Genomic DNA, 15,288 nt, shown 5'->3' with positions numbered 1-15,288 from the left:
GGCGCGCTTGAGTCCATCGCCAGCAAGCTGGCTCCTACAGTTTTAGCGTGGGCATGGCCCCTTGTGGGAGCTGGCTTGCCAGCGATGGTCGTTAACGATTACGCGTTTGGACTGGTTAAACGCGGCGCGCTTGAGTCCATCGCCAGCAAGCTGGCTCCTACAGTTTTAGCGTGGGCATGGCCCCTTGTGGGAGCTGGCTTGCCAGCGATGGTCGTTAACGATTACGCGTTTGGACTGGTTAAACGCGGCGTGCTTGAGTCCATCGCCAGCAAGCTGGCTCCTACAGTTTTAGCGTGGGTATAGCCCCTTGTGGGAGCTGGCCTGCCAGCGATGGTCGTCAACGATGACGCGGGTGAACTGGATGAACGCGGCGCGCTTGAGTCCATCGCCAGCAGGCTGGCTCCTACAGTGTCGCGGGTATGCGTGAGGAACCCAAAAAAAGGGCGTCCATCGGGACGCCCAAACGGTCTTCTGCGACTGTAGAGCCGCAGTCAGAGGATCATTTCGGTCTGTAGGTTTCAGTCATTTGTGCGGTTTGATCGTCAGGCACCCGTAGTTCGGTGCTCTGGATCGGATGGCCGAGGGCTTCTTGCTGGGCCAGTCGCAGACTTTCGAAGTAATAGCGCATGCGTTCGGCTCCACCTTCGGCGAATGCGCTGGTTGAACCCAGCGCCATCAGGCCGGCGAGGATCACGGCGGTGCGTTTCATGGTATGCCTCCCACTAAAGTTGTCGGATGCCTTTCGTCCATGAATCAATGAAGCAGTGTCGAAATGGCATTATCCGCCGATTCGCTTAAATGGGAATTAACTTCACCGCTGGCCGCCCCATGAAAAAGGGGCCGCAAGCGGCCCCTGAAAGGATTACTGCTGAACGACCGCGGGTGACGTTTTCGGCTTCATCAGGCTGAAGTCGATCAACGCGCGCTGCTCACGCTCATAGGGGTTGCCTATCATCAATGGCCGGGCCTTGAAGCTGTCGCTGACCACACTCTTGCTGCGATCGAGTTCGTCGAAGCTCAGGCCTGCCAGATCGGCCCAGGTGTGGATCAGGTGCGAGCTGCTGTAAGGACGCGACAGATCGCCGGCGAGGTTCCAGTCATGGCTTGCCCGCCATTTCGGCGAAGCCCAGGCCATGAACGGAATGGTGTACATCGGTGCCGTCGGCTTGTTCTCGTTACGCCCCAGGGTGTTGTGACCCGCGGAATCGAACACGTCTTCGCCATGGTCGGAGAGGTACAGCAGGAAGCCGTTCGGATCGGTTCTGGCGTAATCCTTGATCAGGCTGGACACCACGAAGTCGTTGTACAGCACGGCGTTGTCATAGCTGTTGTACGTCGGCACCTGATCGTCACGTACGCCGGCCGGTACGCCATTGCGGTCCTGGAACTTGTCGAAGGCCTGTGGGTAACGGTACTGGTAGCTCATGTGCGTGCCGAGCAGATGCACGACGATGAGTTTGCGCGGCGCCGCGTCGGCCAGGGCCTTGTTGAACGGCTCGATCACGTCGCCGTCGTACTGCGCGGCGTTCTGGTTACGGTTGTTGTTCAGGTACACCTGCTCGTCGGCCTGTTCGGAGAAGGTCGTGAGCATGGTGTTGCGCTTGGTCATGGTCTGCTGGTTGGTGATCCAGAAGGTTTTGTAACCGGCCTGTTTCATCATGCTGACCAGCGATGGCGTCGACAGGTACAGGTCCGGGTTTTCTTCGTCGGCGAAGGTCAGGACCTGTTGCAGCGCTTCAATGGTGTAGGGGCGCGGAGTGATGACGTTGTCGAAAACGTCCAGTTGATCCTTGAGCTTGTCCAGTTCCGGCGTGGTTTGCCGTGGGTAACCGTACAGGCTCATGCGCTGACGGTTGGTGGACTCGCCGATCACCAGCACCAGGGTCGCAGGCGTGTTGGCCATGGCGTCCTTGAGGTTGTGCAGCGGTGCAATCCTGCTGGCGCTGTTGAGCATGTCCTGCATGCCGGCCAGGGTTTCCAGGTAACGGTGATAGGCCACGGCCATCTGCCATGGCACCGCCGGCTCGATGCGGGTTTCGAACTTGTCGAAGCCTTCGGCGAAACTGCCGGTGCGCAAGGTTTGCTTGATCAGCGGATAACCGACCACCGCTACGACAATGCCCAGCGCCGCCACGATGGCCTTGCCACGGGGCAGGTACACCGGGCGCAGGCGAGTCCACAGGAAGTAGGCAAATGCGGTGTGGGCCAGGAACGCCGGGATCATCCACCAGGCAAAGTACTGGGTCATGTACTCGCCGGCTTCAGCCACGTTCGACTCGAACATGATGAAGATGACGCTCTGGGAAAACTCCTGCTGGTAAATGAAGAAATAGCCCAGGCTCGCCATGGAGCACGCCCACAGCACGACGCCGATCACGGCGGCCATGACACGGGTCTGTTTGGGGAACAGCAGCATCGGTGCCAGCCAGATCGCGCTCATGACGAAGGCCTGGCGGAATCCGGAAAACCCGGAGGTGCCCGTCAGCTGGATCAACAGTTGGGTAATGCCGGAAAAGTACCAGAAGAATACAAACAGCCAGACGAATCCGGCCCAATCAAAACCTGCCGCAGTCGTTTTGCTGCGTTCGAACAAAGACATTCAGCGCTCCAGCCGAGAATTCACTACCACCGCCGGGACTTGGAGATCGCGGACGACGAACGAGGGCCGCACGGAACCGGGCAGCCTGGAACTTGTAATTATCGTGAGACAATTGTGAAAATTTCGTGAGTTGCCGCAGATGGCAGGGCGTGAGCCGGTGCGGAAGCAGTGCAGACTGCTCCCGCTTGAGACGGGGAATCAGGCGAGTGGGGCGCGTTGCACCGCAGCCAGGGGCTGCGCCTGACCTGTTTGCAGCAGCAGTCGCAACTGCGCCAGCTCCTGTTTCAATTGATCGCGTTCGTCCTTCAACTGACGCAATTCATCGCGACGGATAGTGACGTAAAGGGTTTGTGCTGGCAGTGCGGTATGTACTGTGCCCATTGCTCACCTCGCAAATGGCGTGTCTCAACTGTAGAGCCGCGTCGAAATCAACGGCTGATCTACTATCGGCGCCAATTTTGATTTCTTTTGCTCCCGAAGGGAACTTTTTTATTTTTCATTGTCGTTGTGTCTTCGGTTTGATTCCCGACGTTATCCATCAGGATCGGGCACAATGCCCGGAAACTTCACGCCAACGCTCTGGACTAACCTCATGAGTCGCGTTGGGCTATAACCTTTGACACACTTTTTATTTGTAGTAGGGAGCATCAGCACATGCAACTCGGGATTATTGGACTGGGCCGCATGGGCGGCAATATTGCGCGGCGCCTGATGCTCAACGGGCACACCACCGTTGTTTACGACCGCAATACCGCCTTTGTCGAAGCCTTGTCCGCTGAGGGTTCCACCGGCGTCGCCGATCTGCCTGCGCTGGTCGCTGGCCTGGCCAGGCCGCGTGCGGTGTGGGTCATGCTGCCGGCAGGCGCGCCGACCGAAGAGACCATCGACACCCTGAGCACTTTGCTCGAAGCCGGCGACACCATCATCGACGGTGGCAACACCTTCTATAAGGACGATATCCGCCGGGCCAAGACCCTGTCGGAAAAAGGCCTGCATTACATTGACGTCGGTACATCCGGCGGCGTCTGGGGCCTGGAGCGTGGCTACTGCATGATGATCGGCGGCGATGCCGCGACCGTTAAGCGTCTCGACCCGCTGTTTGCAACCCTGGCCCCGGGCATGGGTGACATCCCGCGTACCAAGGACCGCAAGTCCGACGACGATCGTGCCGAGCGTGGCTACATTCACGCCGGTCCCGCCGGCGCCGGGCATTTCGTGAAGATGATCCACAACGGCATCGAATACGGAATGATGCAGGCCTTCGCTGAAGGCTTCGACATCCTGCAAACCAAAAACAGCGAGAGCTTGCCAGCCGACCAGCGTTTCGACCTGAACGTCGCCGACATCGCCGAAGTCTGGCGTCGTGGCAGCGTGGTCTCCTCGTGGTTGCTCGACCTGACGGCCGACGCCCTGGCCAGTGATCCAAAGCTCGACGGTTTCTCCGGGTCGGTGGCAGACAGCGGTGAAGGGCGCTGGACCATCGAAGCGGCGATGGAGCAAGCGGTGCCGGTGCCGGTGCTGTCGAACTCGCTGTTTTCCCGCTACCGCTCGCGCGGCCAGGGCACCTTTGGCGACAAGATTCTCTCGGCCCAGCGCTTCGGCTTCGGCGGCCATGTGGAGACCTCGAAAAAATGACCCACGTGATCCGCAGGAAATCCAAGGCTGAGCCGGCACCCGCGACGACGCTGTTTCTGTTTGGCGCCCATGGCGACCTGGTCAAGCGTCTGTTGGTGCCCGCGCTGTATAACCTCAAGCGCAACGGGTTGCTCGGGGATGGACTGCGGATCATCGGCGTTGACCACAACGCCATCAGCGATGAGGGTTTTGCGCAAAAGCTCGAAGACTTCATTCGCAACGAGATGGCTGGCAAGGGCGATCACACCCTTGATCCAGCGGTCTGGTCCAAACTTGCCAAAGGCATCAGCTACGTCCAGGGCGATTTCCTGGACGACAGCACTTATCAAGCGCTGGCGGCGAAAATCGCCGACAGCGGAACCGGCAATGCGGTGTTCTACCTGGCCACCGCGCCGCGCTTCTTCAGTGAGGTGGCGCGCCGACTCGGTGCCGCCGGCTTGCTGGAAGAAACCCCCGAGGCCTTCAGAAGGGTGGTGATCGAAAAACCCTTCGGCTCCGACCTGCAAACGGCTGAGGCCTTGAATGCCTGCCTGCTCAAGGTGATGACGGAAAAGCAGATCTACCGGATCGATCACTATCTGGGCAAAGAGACCGTACAGAACATTCTGGTCAGCCGGTTCTCCAACAGTCTGTTCGAGGCGTTCTGGAACAATCACTACATCGACCACGTGCAGATCACCGCCGCTGAAACCGTCGGCGTGGAAACCCGTGGCAGTTTTTATGAGCACACGGGCGCGCTGCGGGACATGGTGCCCAATCACCTGTTCCAGTTGCTGGCGATGGTGGCGATGGAACCTCCCGCCGCGTTCGGCGCCGATGCGGTACGCGGCGAGAAAGCCAAGGTCGTCGGCGCGATCAGGCCCTGGACGGTCGAGGAGGCCCGTGCCAACTCGGTGCGCGGTCAATACGCCGCGGGTGAAATCGACGGCAAGGTGCTGCCGGGCTATCGCCAGGAAGACAAGGTCGCATCCGACAGCAATACCGAAACCTATGTGGCCCTCAAGGTCATGATCGATAACTGGCGCTGGGTCGGGGTGCCGTTCTACCTGCGCACCGGCAAGCGCATGAGTGTGCGTGACACCGAGATCGTCATCTGTTTCAAGCCGGCGCCCTATGCGCAGTTTCGCGATACCGAGGTCGATGAACTGCAGCCGACTTATTTGCGCATTCAGATCCAGCCCAACGAAGGCATGTGGTTCGACCTGTTGGCCAAGCGTCCCGGTCAGGCCCTGAAAATGGACAACATCGAACTGGGGTTTGCCTACAAGGATTTTTTCGAGATGCAGCCGTCCACGGGCTACGAAACCCTGATTTACGATTGCCTGACCGGCGATCAGACGTTGTTCCAGCGCGCCGACAACATCGAAAACGGCTGGCGCGCCGTGCAGCCGTTCCTCGATGCCTGGCAGCAGGACGCCAGCGTGCAGAGCTATGCCGCCGGGGAAAACGGCCCGAAGGCCGGCGAAGAATTGCTCACCCGTGACGGTCGCGTCTGGCACCGCCTCGGATAATGTGGGGGCGAGCTTGCTCGCGATAGCGGTCTGTCAGGCACTTGGATGTGAATGTGCCGACGCCATCGCGAGCAGGCTCGCTCCCACAGGGTTGGGGGATTACAACCAGTAGCTCACCGCATACCACCCGAGCAAGCCCATGACCACGGTGTAGGGCAACGCCATCCAGACCATTCGCCCGTAAGACAGGCGCACCAGCGGTGCAATCGCCGAGGTCAGCAAGAACAGGAACGCTGCCTGGCCGTTGGGCGTCGCCACGCTCGGCAGGTTGGTGCCGGTGTTGATCGCAATGGCCAGTGTCTCGAAATGTTCGCGGGTCATCTCACCGGCCATGAATGCGCGCTTCACTTCGGTGATGTAAATAGTCGCGACGAACACGTTGTCACTGATGGCTGACAGCAGGCCGTTGGCAATGAACAGCATGCCCGGTTGTTGGTCCGCCGGCAGCGCGAGTACCCATTGGATCAACGGCGAGAACAATTGCTGGTCGTGAATCACCGCGACCACGGCGAAAAACACCACCAACAAGGCGGTAAACGGCATGGCGTCCTTGAACGCGGTGCCGAGGCGGTGTTCGTCGGTGATGCCGGTAAACGCGGTGATCAATACGATCACCATCAAACCGATCAAGCCCACTTCGGCGATGTGAAACGCCAGCCCGGCGATCAGAATCAATGCGGCAGCGCCCTGTACCAGAAGCGCGGCACGTTGGCGGGCGGTGCGCTCGGCATTGTCTTCGGCGGCGTAGTTGGCCAGCACCGCACGGACGTTATCCGGCAGCAGCGTGCCGTATCCGAACCAGCGCAGCTTTTCCAGCAGGACGCATGTCACCAGGCCTGCAACCAGTACCGGCAGGGATACCGGTGCAACCTTGATGAAGAATTCGTAGAAATGCCAACCCATTTCATGGCCGATCAGCAGGTTCTGCGGCTCGCCGACCAGCGTACACACACCACCCAGTGCGGTGCCTACGGCACCGTGCATCAGCAGGCTGCGCAAAAAGGCGCGGAACTGTTCGAGATCGCCCTGATGCAGGGTCGGCAGATGTTTGTCGTCGCTGTACTCGCTGTCCTGGCGCGGGTCGTTACCCGAGGCGACGCGGTGATACACCGAGTAAAAGCCTACGGCGGCACTGATGATCACGGCGGTCACGGTCAAGGCATCGAGGAACGCTGACAGGAAGGCCGACAGGAAGCAGAACATCAGGGCCAGCGCAGCCTTGGAGCGAACCCCCAAGAGCAGGCGCGAGAACAGGTACAGCAGCAAGTCCTTCATGAAGTAGATACCGGCCACCATGAACATCAGCAGCAGGATCACCGGGAAGTTGTGCAGCAACTCGTCATACAGCGCCTGGGGCGTGGTCATCTTCAGCAGCAGGGCTTCGACCAACAACAGGCCGCCGGGCATCAGCGGATAACACTTGAGCGCCATGGCCAGGGTGAAGATGAACTCCAGCACCAGCAGCCAGCCGGCTGCCACCGGGCCTGCGGTCCACATTACCAGGGCATTGAGAATCAGAAAGCCGACGATGCAGGCCTTGTACCAACGGGGCGAATGCCCGAGAAAGTTGTGCGCGAACGCCTGGGCCATTGAACCGGACATCGGCTGCTCCTTGTTTTAAGAAGCGCGCAAGTTGCCGCAAGCGAGTGAGAAGATCAAGCGCAGGAAACATGCATGTGCCTACCCCTGATAGCGAGCGATGACCGCCTTGTAGTTTCCATGCAGTGAATAGCCGCCGACGACGATGTTTCCGTCGGCCTGCGCCGCGACACAGGTGGCGGTATCCAGGCTCGGGCCCAGGCGAGTACGTGTATAGCCGCTGCCTTTGCCGAAACGGCGATCGGGAAGGCCGTTGGGCAGGTATCGCCCGACAATGAAGTCTGCTTCGATGCCGCCGATGGTTGCGCCCGCCGTCAGCACACCGCCATCGGGCTGTAACTGCGCGGTATTCCACTGGCAGCCCTTGTGGCCAATTACCAGACGTTGCGGCTGGCCTCCGTTGCAGTGGTTGTCGGGGCGGCCGTTACTGTGCATCTTGAAAGTCAGGCAGTGCACCGGTTCGCGACTGCTGCCAAAACACAAGACGTCACCGTTGCTTTGCTGGACCACCTGACTGACCCGGGCGCCATGCCCACGCGCCTTGAACGTCAGGAATCCATCCACGGCAAAACTGTCGTCGAGGCGGCCGTCGGCGTGGTAGCGCGCCAGCAAGCCTTCTTCAGGAAAGTTGATCGACCCACCCACCAGAACCCGGCCGTCACCTTGTACCGTCAGGCTGCTGAGCCAGGTATTCATCAGCAGGTGCCGGACCACCACAAAGCCACGGCCATTGAACGAGCAGTCCAGCGAGCCTTCGACATCCAGTCGTATCAACAGGCCCACGTGATCGGCCTGTTCGAAGTGATGGTTGGCCAGAATCAGGATCCGGCCGTCTCGCTGTACGCCCACATCGCAGGCTTCAGCGCCCGGCACACCGGGAGGCAGCCACATATCGCGCATACCGAGGGACAGACCACCAGGCAATCGCACGACGCGGCGGCCATTATCGCCAAAGCTTCGAACCAGGCGCCCCTCTTGATCGAACAGTGCCAGACCCGGGAGCGTGCGATGTGCGTTATCGTATTGCAGGCCGGCCAACAGGATATTGCCGTCGGGCATGACCAGAACCCTGGCGCCCATGGCTTCGAATCCGGGTTCGAATTGCCCGATGACGCTGCCTTGCCTGCCGAACGCAAGGTCTGCCGAACCATCCTCCAGCAAGCGGGCCAGGCCAAAGCGGCTGCCATCGGCCATGGCGACCTTTGCCGCCACCAGCATACGGCCCCGGGCATCGATTGCGACGTCGTTGGCCATGCTGCAAAGGCTGTCGGCGAAATACACCTGGGTTTTACCGTTGCCTGCAAACGTCGAATCGAGAGTGCCGGCAGTGTTCCGGACGGCGGGACGGGCAATGGCGGACTGGATTGGCATGAACCGCATCTCCTTGCGAGTCGTCCTTATCCAGAAGTTTGGGTGGCGACTTTATAAGAAGAATATTCAATCCCTGAATGGGGAGATGCACAACGGTATGAACTAACAGACGGAGAGTCGCTGTGTGCCACAACAGTGTCTTTTCGAACCAATGGCAAGCCTGCAAAGTATCAGGCGCACAAAAGGTCAAACTAACGGGACAATGAGTGCGTATGGGCGAGAACCATCAGCCCAACTAAAAGACGGGGGGAGGGCGCGGATTACCCCTGAGTAATCCGCAAAACGATTAGTGCGGCATCGACCACGACTGCAGTGTGTAACCTTCCTCGCTCAATTCGGCGCGGGCCTGTTCCAGCAGCAGTTCGAGTTGTGCAGGATCGGAATAAGCACTGCTCGGGATCTGCTTGCGGCCAATGCTGGTGCTGGTGCGATCGATAACGGTCAGGCTGAGTTCGCCATTACCGTCTTGTGGAGCCCAGGCCACGCATTTGAATGGTTTGAATGCGCGGTCGGCAATCAGAAGTGCTTCGTTGATACGGAGCGGGGCGTTCATAGGGTCTTCTCTCTGTATGCCCAATCAAGTGATGTGCCGTCGGTTGGGCTTACCGTTCGGCTGGTTACTTGTACTGATGCCCGCAACCGGGGTCCGGGTCACACACAATCAAAAGAAATTTCGACTTTATTTCATAGGCTCAAGAATGAGTCCGGCATTGAAAGCTGAATGAAAGGAAAGAGTCGTTAGGTAACTATCAAAGGCGCTTTTTATAACTGCATTTATTGCAGTCCTATAGTCAAACGGTACAAGGGACTGTCAAGTTCTTGCTAACGTTACAGTCAGGTCCGCCAAATGATTGTTTTTAATAAATTTTCTAAAATTTGGCGCCAAGGAACAGTCATGAGCGATGTGTCAGCTTCACGACGTCTATTAGTGGTGGACCCCTGTGACGATTGCTATCGTCTGCTCCCTGGACTGCGCGAAATCGGTTGGGAGGTTGACAGCTGCACGCTGGAGCACGCCGCTGAGCGAACCTGTGACGTGGGCTTGATACGCCTGCAGCCGTATCACCTTGAGCACCCGGAGCCCGTCAAGGAGTTGATCAGCCGCAGTGGCGCAGAGTGGATAGCCGTACTCAACCAGGAAGTGCTGCGACTGAAAAATGTCGGCGACTTTGTCTGTGAGTGGTTTTTTGACTTTCATACCTTGCCATTCGATGTGTCCAGGGTTCAGGTAACGCTGGGCCGGGCATACGGCATGGTGCGTTTGCGTGGGCAGGGTACGGTGCATGTTGACCAGTCCGAGCACGAGTTGCTCGGCGACAGTAAACCTGTGCGTGAACTGCGAAAACTGTTGAGTAAACTGGCCCCGACCGAATCTCCGGTATTGATCCGCGGTGAAAGCGGCACTGGCAAGGAATTGGTCGCACGAACCCTGCATCGCCTGTCCCAGCGTCACAGCAAACCCTTTATCGCGATCAATTGTGGTGCGATTCCCGAACACTTGATCCAGTCCGAGTTGTTCGGTCATGAGAAAGGCGCGTTTACCGGCGCACATCAACGCAAGGTCGGACGAATAGAAGCCGCTAATGGTGGCACCCTGTTTCTCGACGAGATCGGTGACCTGCCGCTGGAGTTGCAGGCCAATCTGCTGCGGTTCCTCCAGGAAAAGCACATTGAGCGGGTGGGCGGCAGTCAGCCGATTCCGGTCGATGTGCGGGTGCTGGCGGCGACGAATGTCGACCTTGAAGCCGCAATCGCGAAGAAACGCTTTCGCGAAGACTTGTATTACCGCCTGAACGTACTGCAAGTGCTGACCGTTCCGTTGCGCGAGCGCCATGGCGACTTATCGATGCTGGCCAATCACTTTTCCCATTTCTACAGCCGTGAAACCGGACGTCGCCCCCGCAGTTTCAGCGAAGACGCCTTGATTGCCATGGGCAAACACGACTGGCCAGGCAATGTGCGTGAACTGGCCAATCGCGTACGTCGCGGACTGGTATTAGCCGAAGGCCGGCAGATCGAGGCCCGCGACCTGGGGTTGATCAGTCAACACGCAATTGCCGCGCCGATGGGCACCCTCGAAGAATACAAGACCCGTGCCGAACGCCAGGCATTGTGCGATGTATTGAACCGCCACAGCGATAACCTGAGTGTCGCCGCCAAAGTCTTGGGCGTGTCGCGCCCGACTTTCTACCGGTTGTTGCACAAGCATCAGATTCGTTGAACTCCTGCTTCAAACAAAAAGACCGCTGCAATGGAAATTGCGGTCGCGGCACGCTTGAGTCCATCGCCAGCAGGCTGGCTTCTGCAGTTTCAACGTGGGCATGGCCCCTTGTAGGAGCCAGCTTGCTGGCGATGGTCGTTAACGATTACGCGGGCGAACTGGATGATCGCGGCGCACTTGAGTCCATCGCCAGCAGGCTGGCTCCTGCAGTTTCAGCGTGGGCATGGCCCCTTGTAGGAGCCAGCTTGCTGGCGATGGTCGTTAACGATAACGCGGGCGAACTGGATAAACGCGGCGCACTGGAGTCCATCGCCAGCAGGCTGGCTCCTACAGTTTTAGCGTGGGCATGGCCCCTTGTAGGAGCCAGCTTGCTGGCGATGGTCGTTAACGATTACGCGGGCGAACTGGATGATCGCGGCGCACTGGAGTCCATCGCCAGCAGGCTGGCTCCTACAGTTTCAGCGTGGGCATGGCCCGTGTAGGAGCTGGCTTGCCAGCGATGGTCGTTAACGATAACGCGGGTGATCTGGATAAACGCGGCGCACTTGAATCCATCGCCAGCAAGCTGGCTCCTACAGTTTCCCTGGAATACGTGAAGAGCCGTCAGAAGTAGTAAGGGAATTTCAGGCTGAACTGGAAGTCCGGGGCGTCGTCCGTCATGCCAATGGACAGGTTGGGTACGATGGTCAGGCGGTCGGTGGCCGCAATGGTCATGCCGATGTTGAAGTAACCGGCGTTGGCATCGCTGGACACCACCGATTGCCAATCCCCGCCATCTTCCTTGAGCTGGCTTTTGCGTTGCACCAGGTCAGAGACCGAGAACGACATGCTCATCTTTTCGTTCAAGGCGAACGCAATACCGGCGCCAATCTGGAAACTGTCGCCAATGCGCACTTTGCCCGGCGTCTTGAGCGCCGGGTTGGAGCTGATGTCGTCGAAAGACTCCTCCAGGTTGTGCGTGTACGACAGGCTGCCGAACAGCACTGCCGGATCGAAGGTCTTGACCAGAGAGATCCCCGGCGTGATCGACCAGACGCCGTTACCGGTAGGCAAGGATTCAGGCACGGCCAGGTTGGAGTTTTCGTCCACCCGAACCAGCTTGATGCCGAACGGGTCTTTGCCGGTCGGTGCCTTGACGCGCAGGGTCAACACGGCATCCGGCGTGTTGGCCGACTCGTCGAGGAATTTGTAGGCGATACCGAAGTTGACGTCGCCAATGGTCGGGTCTTCCTTGACGGTGTCTTCGGTCGTGACGTTGGCGGCACCGCTATTGCCGCCACCGGACTGGTACGTGGACTGGCGGTAGACCACCGGCACGTTCAGGTCGAACTGCCAGCGATTGTTGAAGTTGTAGCGGCCGGTGAGGTCCAGCGTCCAGGTGTCAGCCTTGATCCGGTCCAGGTTGATGGCACCGAGAAAGATCGAGTCCAGGGCGAGAAAACCGTTGAGGACCAGTTGGCGGGTATCGTACCTGGAGTAGGTTATCCCGGTTTCGACGCTGAACTTGCCACCGCCGAAGAACCCGCTGGCCTCGTCATACAGGTTTGAAACGCTTTGCGCCGGTTGTGAGTCTTCGGCCAGCGATTGTCCATACGAACTGCCGCTGCCTCCGGCGGCCCCCCCTGAAGCCGCCGCGGCACCGGTGCCGGTGGCGACGTTTGGATTGCCCTTCAGGTCTGCTGGTGACTTGGCCAGCCGTTTGGGAGGTGGGGGCGCGGGCTGTTCTTCGACCTGGCGGACCCGTTGTTCGAGAACCGCCAGAGCTTTTTGCTGGACTTCGTATCGTTGTTTCAACTCCAGAAGCTCTCGTTTGAGAGCCTCCAGTTCCGGGTCAGGTGCTGCCTGCACCAACGCCACCGGGAGTAGAGTACACAAGCATATAACTGTACGCAGTGATACCGATCGGTACATGAAAAAGCCGTCCATTTGTGCCCAATGGTCGTGATTCAGCGTAGTTCAATACCCCAAGGTTCGTAATGCAGTGAGTTGGTTCAGGTTGTAGCCCAATGCACCAGCACTCGGGCTTTTATTGTCGAGCACGACGTTGAGTCGAGTCATGTTGTTGACCACATTGCTGCTGCCCAGCAATCGGGTGTCTTGAAGTAATCCGCCCTGGGCGACTTGTTGCAGGCTTGAGCCCTGGTTGTTGTTGGCGGTAATGGCCAGCTGAACACCGCCGCCGGTCGCGGACACGGCGACACTCCCTGCAGCATTGCTGCCGGTGATGGTTTGACCGGCTATCAGCGCCTGGCCCCGGCTAGGCACCGGCGCAGGGGCCGTACTGGCCTCTTTGACGTTGATGGCGATCTTGTTGTTTGAGCGGTTGCCATCGCCTGCAGCCCGTGTGACCTGGGTAATGCCCTGAGAGGTGCTCAGTCCGGCGCCACCCGTTACACGACCGGTACCCGAGTTGGGCGAACCGCCTTTACCGCTGTGTTTGATGGTTGATACGTAGAACTCGGGCTTGACCGTTTCGGCTTGAAGACGCATCGAGGTGGTTGCCCCGATCAGGTCACCACTGGCGTTGCGCCAGGTACTGCTCATGACAACACCGAAGCTGATGATCCGCCCCGGCATTACATACCGGCCACGCAACTCGGCCAGTTCCTGGTCGTTGATTTCGATGGGTCTGAACTCATCAGCAAAACCTGAAGTGGTCGCTGCCAGACAGGCAGTGACCACCCAATACGAGGTTTTCATTTGCTGCTCCCGGAGCATCCTGCCCCCTGTCATCTTATTGGCGATTAGAAGAAGTCGCTCTGTATGAAACCAAATTCCATCAATTCAGCATCTTTGACCGGGTTGAAATTATCCATCTTGTTCTTGGCAGTCAGCGGTTCCGGTGGACTGCGTAACGCATTGGTCTTGTCGTAACCGGGACCGATGATAGCGAAGACAATGCCGTTCCAGCCTTTGACAAAATCATCATGGGAGTAGCGTTTGTGACCGAGCACCGGGTCGCCGATGTAGACCCAGTTCTTGTCCGCCCGCTGCAACACCACGAAGTGCTTGTAGCCACGAGTTTCCATCAGTACTACCACCGGAATCGTCACGGCATCGAGTCTTTCAGGCGGGATCTTGTAACCCCGGGCGCGCATGCCGATGCTTTCTATGTAGCGCTTCATGTCCAGCATGGAAAAACCCTGGGTACGGACCAGGTCCTGGTCGGCGAAGACCAGCATGCCTTTGATGATGTGCTCCTCATCGACGTCGAGCCAATAGGCCTGGCGCAGTATCGTTGCCAGCGCGGCGGCGCCGCAGCTGAAATCGGTTTTCTGTTCGACGATGTCGCTGAACTTGCGCTCACGCAAACTCTGTACGTGCTTGTACACCAGCACGCCGCCCGGCAGGGCGGCAACCGGCATCTGTGCAGCCTGGGTCAGGCCAGACAGGCACAGCAGTACGAAAAGGGCCGTCTTACGCATGGACGATACGCCTTCAAACCAAGGAAAAGCGCCGTCGCCGGGGCTTTCATGGCGGTCGCGATTATGGGCATGATTTACAGCCTGCGGCGATGGACAGCGAGTTGCTTTGCTGGTTGCCGACGCCGGACGATACGTTGGCTCCGCCGTTGCCGGAGAAGTTGTTCATCGAGCTCGTGATCGAAGCATTGTTGGTTACAGGAGGTCTCCAGCCTTCTGGCGTCATCACTTGTTGAGTGGTTATGCCGGACAGGCCGAGTACACCCACGGGTACGAATTCAGTCCTGGCGTTGTTGGTGACTTTCAGCCCGGACGTGCTTTGGTTGGCCGCCGCCGCGGCTACTGCTACACGGCCGCCGGAAACGGCAATTGCCAGGTTGTTTTTCTGTTGGTTGAAGTCGCCGGTGGTCACGTTGATGCCGATGTTGCCGGAACCGCTGTTGCCCGCGTTATTGAGTGATGTGTTGTTGGTGTTGGAGTGGTTCCTGGCGGTGTTGCCGTTGCTCCTCTGAGTCGCGCTGGAGACGGTTACGGCGGAGCCGAAGATGAAGGCTTCGTCAGCCGTGGCAAGGGCGGCGGCGTTGTCTTGCTGGTTGCCGTTACCCGCTGCAACGTTGGCGCCCATGTTGCCGTTGGAGTTGTTCAGGGAGTTATCGATTTTGGCGTCGTTTTGGGTGCCCCGGTTCACTACTCTGCTGTCACTGCTTTCCTGCGAGTCCAGCACGGCGGCCCCGGCACCTGCGGTTATCTGCAGAATCTGTTCCAGCGACGGGCCATTAGGCTGTTGGTTGCTGCCCTGTCCATTGGCCTGTTCGGGATCATCAACACCGGCTGCCTGGGCTGCGAATGCCATCACTGCTGCCAGGGCAAAAGCCAGTGGTTTGAGAGCAGTTGTCGGGTTCATGGTGATTCTCCGTGCTCATTAGTTGG

Annotated in this window: 14 protein-coding genes and 1 pseudogene; 5 read left to right on the top strand and 10 right to left on the bottom strand. The window is 58.8% G+C overall.

All coding sequences use genetic code 11. From position 1 onward, the window contains the following. A pseudogene (locus Q8X48_RS26800) lies at positions 1 to 303 on the top strand (hypothetical protein); the annotation flags it as partial. A gap of 196 nt (positions 304 to 499) precedes the next feature. Here Q8X48_RS26800 and Q8X48_RS26795 read toward each other — a convergent pair. The 3 genes from Q8X48_RS26795 to Q8X48_RS26785 all read right to left on the bottom strand — a co-directional run bounded on the left by Q8X48_RS26795 (position 500) and on the right by Q8X48_RS26785 (position 2,980). Beyond that, positions 500 to 709 carry a hypothetical protein gene (locus tag Q8X48_RS26795; RefSeq protein WP_015094988.1) on the bottom strand — a complete coding sequence of 70 codons (210 nt, stop codon included), beginning with the start codon at positions 707 to 709 and terminating at the stop codon, positions 500 to 502. A gap of 153 nt (positions 710 to 862) precedes the next feature. Continuing rightward, positions 863 to 2,599: a phosphoethanolamine transferase CptA gene (locus Q8X48_RS26790; protein ID WP_407802121.1), complete on the bottom strand. Its 1,737-nt coding sequence runs from the start codon at positions 2,597 to 2,599 to the stop codon at positions 863 to 865. Positions 2,600 to 2,797: 198 nt separating this feature from the next. Next, positions 2,798 to 2,980, bottom strand: a complete 183-nt coding sequence (locus Q8X48_RS26785) for a DUF6026 family protein (protein ID WP_407802120.1) — start codon at positions 2,978 to 2,980, stop codon at positions 2,798 to 2,800. A 273-nt stretch (positions 2,981 to 3,253) separates the two neighbouring features. Here Q8X48_RS26785 and gnd point away from each other — a divergent pair, with 273 nt between their 5' ends. Further along, positions 3,254 to 4,234, top strand: coding sequence for a phosphogluconate dehydrogenase (NAD(+)-dependent, decarboxylating) (gnd, locus tag Q8X48_RS26780; RefSeq protein WP_407802119.1), 981 nt, complete (start codon positions 3,254 to 3,256; stop codon positions 4,232 to 4,234). Beyond that, the gene (gene zwf, locus Q8X48_RS26775; RefSeq protein ID WP_407802118.1) at positions 4,231 to 5,745 is read left to right on the top strand and encodes a glucose-6-phosphate dehydrogenase; all 1,515 of its coding nucleotides are present in this window, start codon (positions 4,231 to 4,233) and stop codon (positions 5,743 to 5,745) included. The genes gnd and zwf overlap by 4 nt, the downstream gene beginning before the upstream one ends. A gap of 99 nt (positions 5,746 to 5,844) precedes the next feature. On the opposite strand, the gene nhaB is transcribed toward zwf, so the two are convergent. The 3 genes from nhaB to Q8X48_RS26760 all read right to left on the bottom strand — a co-directional run bounded on the left by nhaB (position 5,845) and on the right by Q8X48_RS26760 (position 9,268). Then, positions 5,845 to 7,347, bottom strand: a complete 1,503-nt coding sequence (gene nhaB / locus Q8X48_RS26770; RefSeq protein WP_407802117.1) for a sodium/proton antiporter NhaB — start codon at positions 7,345 to 7,347, stop codon at positions 5,845 to 5,847. Between the two features lie 78 nt (positions 7,348 to 7,425). Next, the gene (locus tag Q8X48_RS26765; RefSeq protein WP_407802116.1) at positions 7,426 to 8,715 is read right to left on the bottom strand and encodes a hypothetical protein; all 1,290 of its coding nucleotides are present in this window, start codon (positions 8,713 to 8,715) and stop codon (positions 7,426 to 7,428) included. Positions 8,716 to 9,001: 286 nt separating this feature from the next. After that, on the bottom strand, positions 9,002 to 9,268 hold the full coding sequence (locus Q8X48_RS26760; RefSeq protein ID WP_007970062.1) for a hypothetical protein: 267 nt from the start codon (positions 9,266 to 9,268) through the stop codon (positions 9,002 to 9,004). A 342-nt stretch (positions 9,269 to 9,610) separates the two neighbouring features. Between Q8X48_RS26760 and Q8X48_RS26755 the strand changes: the two genes are divergently transcribed. Together Q8X48_RS26755 and Q8X48_RS26750 are read left to right on the top strand one after the other, a co-directional pair. Beyond that, entirely contained in the window at positions 9,611 to 10,936 is a 1,326-nt protein-coding gene (locus tag Q8X48_RS26755; protein WP_407802115.1) for a sigma-54 dependent transcriptional regulator, read from the top strand. 131 nt (positions 10,937 to 11,067) lie between these two features. Next, positions 11,068 to 11,418, top strand: a complete 351-nt coding sequence (locus Q8X48_RS26750; protein WP_407802796.1) for a hypothetical protein — start codon at positions 11,068 to 11,070, stop codon at positions 11,416 to 11,418. 121 nt (positions 11,419 to 11,539) lie between these two features. On the opposite strand, the gene Q8X48_RS26745 is transcribed toward Q8X48_RS26750, so the two are convergent. From Q8X48_RS26745 to Q8X48_RS26730, 4 genes are all read right to left on the bottom strand, one after another. Continuing rightward, a complete protein-coding gene (locus Q8X48_RS26745; protein ID WP_407802113.1) occupies positions 11,540 to 12,847 on the bottom strand; it encodes a transporter in 1,308 nt (435 codons plus the stop codon). 45 nt (positions 12,848 to 12,892) lie between these two features. After that, on the bottom strand, positions 12,893 to 13,654 hold the full coding sequence (locus Q8X48_RS26740) for a hypothetical protein (protein WP_126045742.1): 762 nt from the start codon (positions 13,652 to 13,654) through the stop codon (positions 12,893 to 12,895). A gap of 26 nt (positions 13,655 to 13,680) precedes the next feature. Then, on the bottom strand, positions 13,681 to 14,361 hold the full coding sequence (locus Q8X48_RS26735; protein ID WP_015094997.1) for a C39 family peptidase: 681 nt from the start codon (positions 14,359 to 14,361) through the stop codon (positions 13,681 to 13,683). A 61-nt stretch (positions 14,362 to 14,422) separates the two neighbouring features. Further along, a complete protein-coding gene (locus Q8X48_RS26730; protein ID WP_126045743.1) occupies positions 14,423 to 15,262 on the bottom strand; it encodes a heme utilization protein in 840 nt (279 codons plus the stop codon). Positions 15,263 to 15,288: the final 26 nt, after the last annotated feature.

Origin of the sequence: Pseudomonas sp. QLc11A (assembly GCF_052112305.1) — a bacterium.
Classification (GTDB): Bacteria; Pseudomonadota; Gammaproteobacteria; order Pseudomonadales; family Pseudomonadaceae; genus Aquipseudomonas; species Aquipseudomonas laurylsulfatiphila.
This window is presented reverse-complemented; position numbering and strand designations above follow the sequence as displayed.

What these genes read in the sequence shown, in the direction of transcription:
- nhaB (WP_407802117.1), bottom strand. Translation starts at nt 7,347, where the DNA reads ATGTCCGGTTCAATGGCCCAGGCGTTCGCGCACAACTTTCTCGGGCAT.
- Q8X48_RS26755 (WP_407802115.1), top strand. Translation starts at nt 9,611, where the DNA reads ATGAGCGATGTGTCAGCTTCACGACGTCTATTAGTGGTGGACCCCTGT.
- Q8X48_RS26735 (WP_015094997.1), bottom strand. Translation starts at nt 14,361, where the DNA reads ATGCGTAAGACGGCCCTTTTCGTACTGCTGTGCCTGTCTGGCCTGACC.
- gnd (WP_407802119.1), top strand. Translation starts at nt 3,254, where the DNA reads ATGCAACTCGGGATTATTGGACTGGGCCGCATGGGCGGCAATATTGCG.
- Q8X48_RS26740 (WP_126045742.1), bottom strand. Translation starts at nt 13,654, where the DNA reads ATGCTCCGGGAGCAGCAAATGAAAACCTCGTATTGGGTGGTCACTGCC.
- Q8X48_RS26750 (WP_407802796.1), top strand. Translation starts at nt 11,068, where the DNA reads ATGGTCGTTAACGATTACGCGGGCGAACTGGATGATCGCGGCGCACTT.
- Q8X48_RS26730 (WP_126045743.1), bottom strand. Translation starts at nt 15,262, where the DNA reads ATGAACCCGACAACTGCTCTCAAACCACTGGCTTTTGCCCTGGCAGCA.
- Q8X48_RS26795 (WP_015094988.1), bottom strand. Translation starts at nt 709, where the DNA reads ATGAAACGCACCGCCGTGATCCTCGCCGGCCTGATGGCGCTGGGTTCA.
- Q8X48_RS26765 (WP_407802116.1), bottom strand. Translation starts at nt 8,715, where the DNA reads ATGCCAATCCAGTCCGCCATTGCCCGTCCCGCCGTCCGGAACACTGCC.
- Q8X48_RS26760 (WP_007970062.1), bottom strand. Translation starts at nt 9,268, where the DNA reads ATGAACGCCCCGCTCCGTATCAACGAAGCACTTCTGATTGCCGACCGC.
- Q8X48_RS26785 (WP_407802120.1), bottom strand. Translation starts at nt 2,980, where the DNA reads ATGGGCACAGTACATACCGCACTGCCAGCACAAACCCTTTACGTCACT.
- zwf (WP_407802118.1), top strand. Translation starts at nt 4,231, where the DNA reads ATGACCCACGTGATCCGCAGGAAATCCAAGGCTGAGCCGGCACCCGCG.
- Q8X48_RS26745 (WP_407802113.1), bottom strand. Translation starts at nt 12,847, where the DNA reads ATGTACCGATCGGTATCACTGCGTACAGTTATATGCTTGTGTACTCTA.
- Q8X48_RS26790 (WP_407802121.1), bottom strand. Translation starts at nt 2,599, where the DNA reads ATGTCTTTGTTCGAACGCAGCAAAACGACTGCGGCAGGTTTTGATTGG.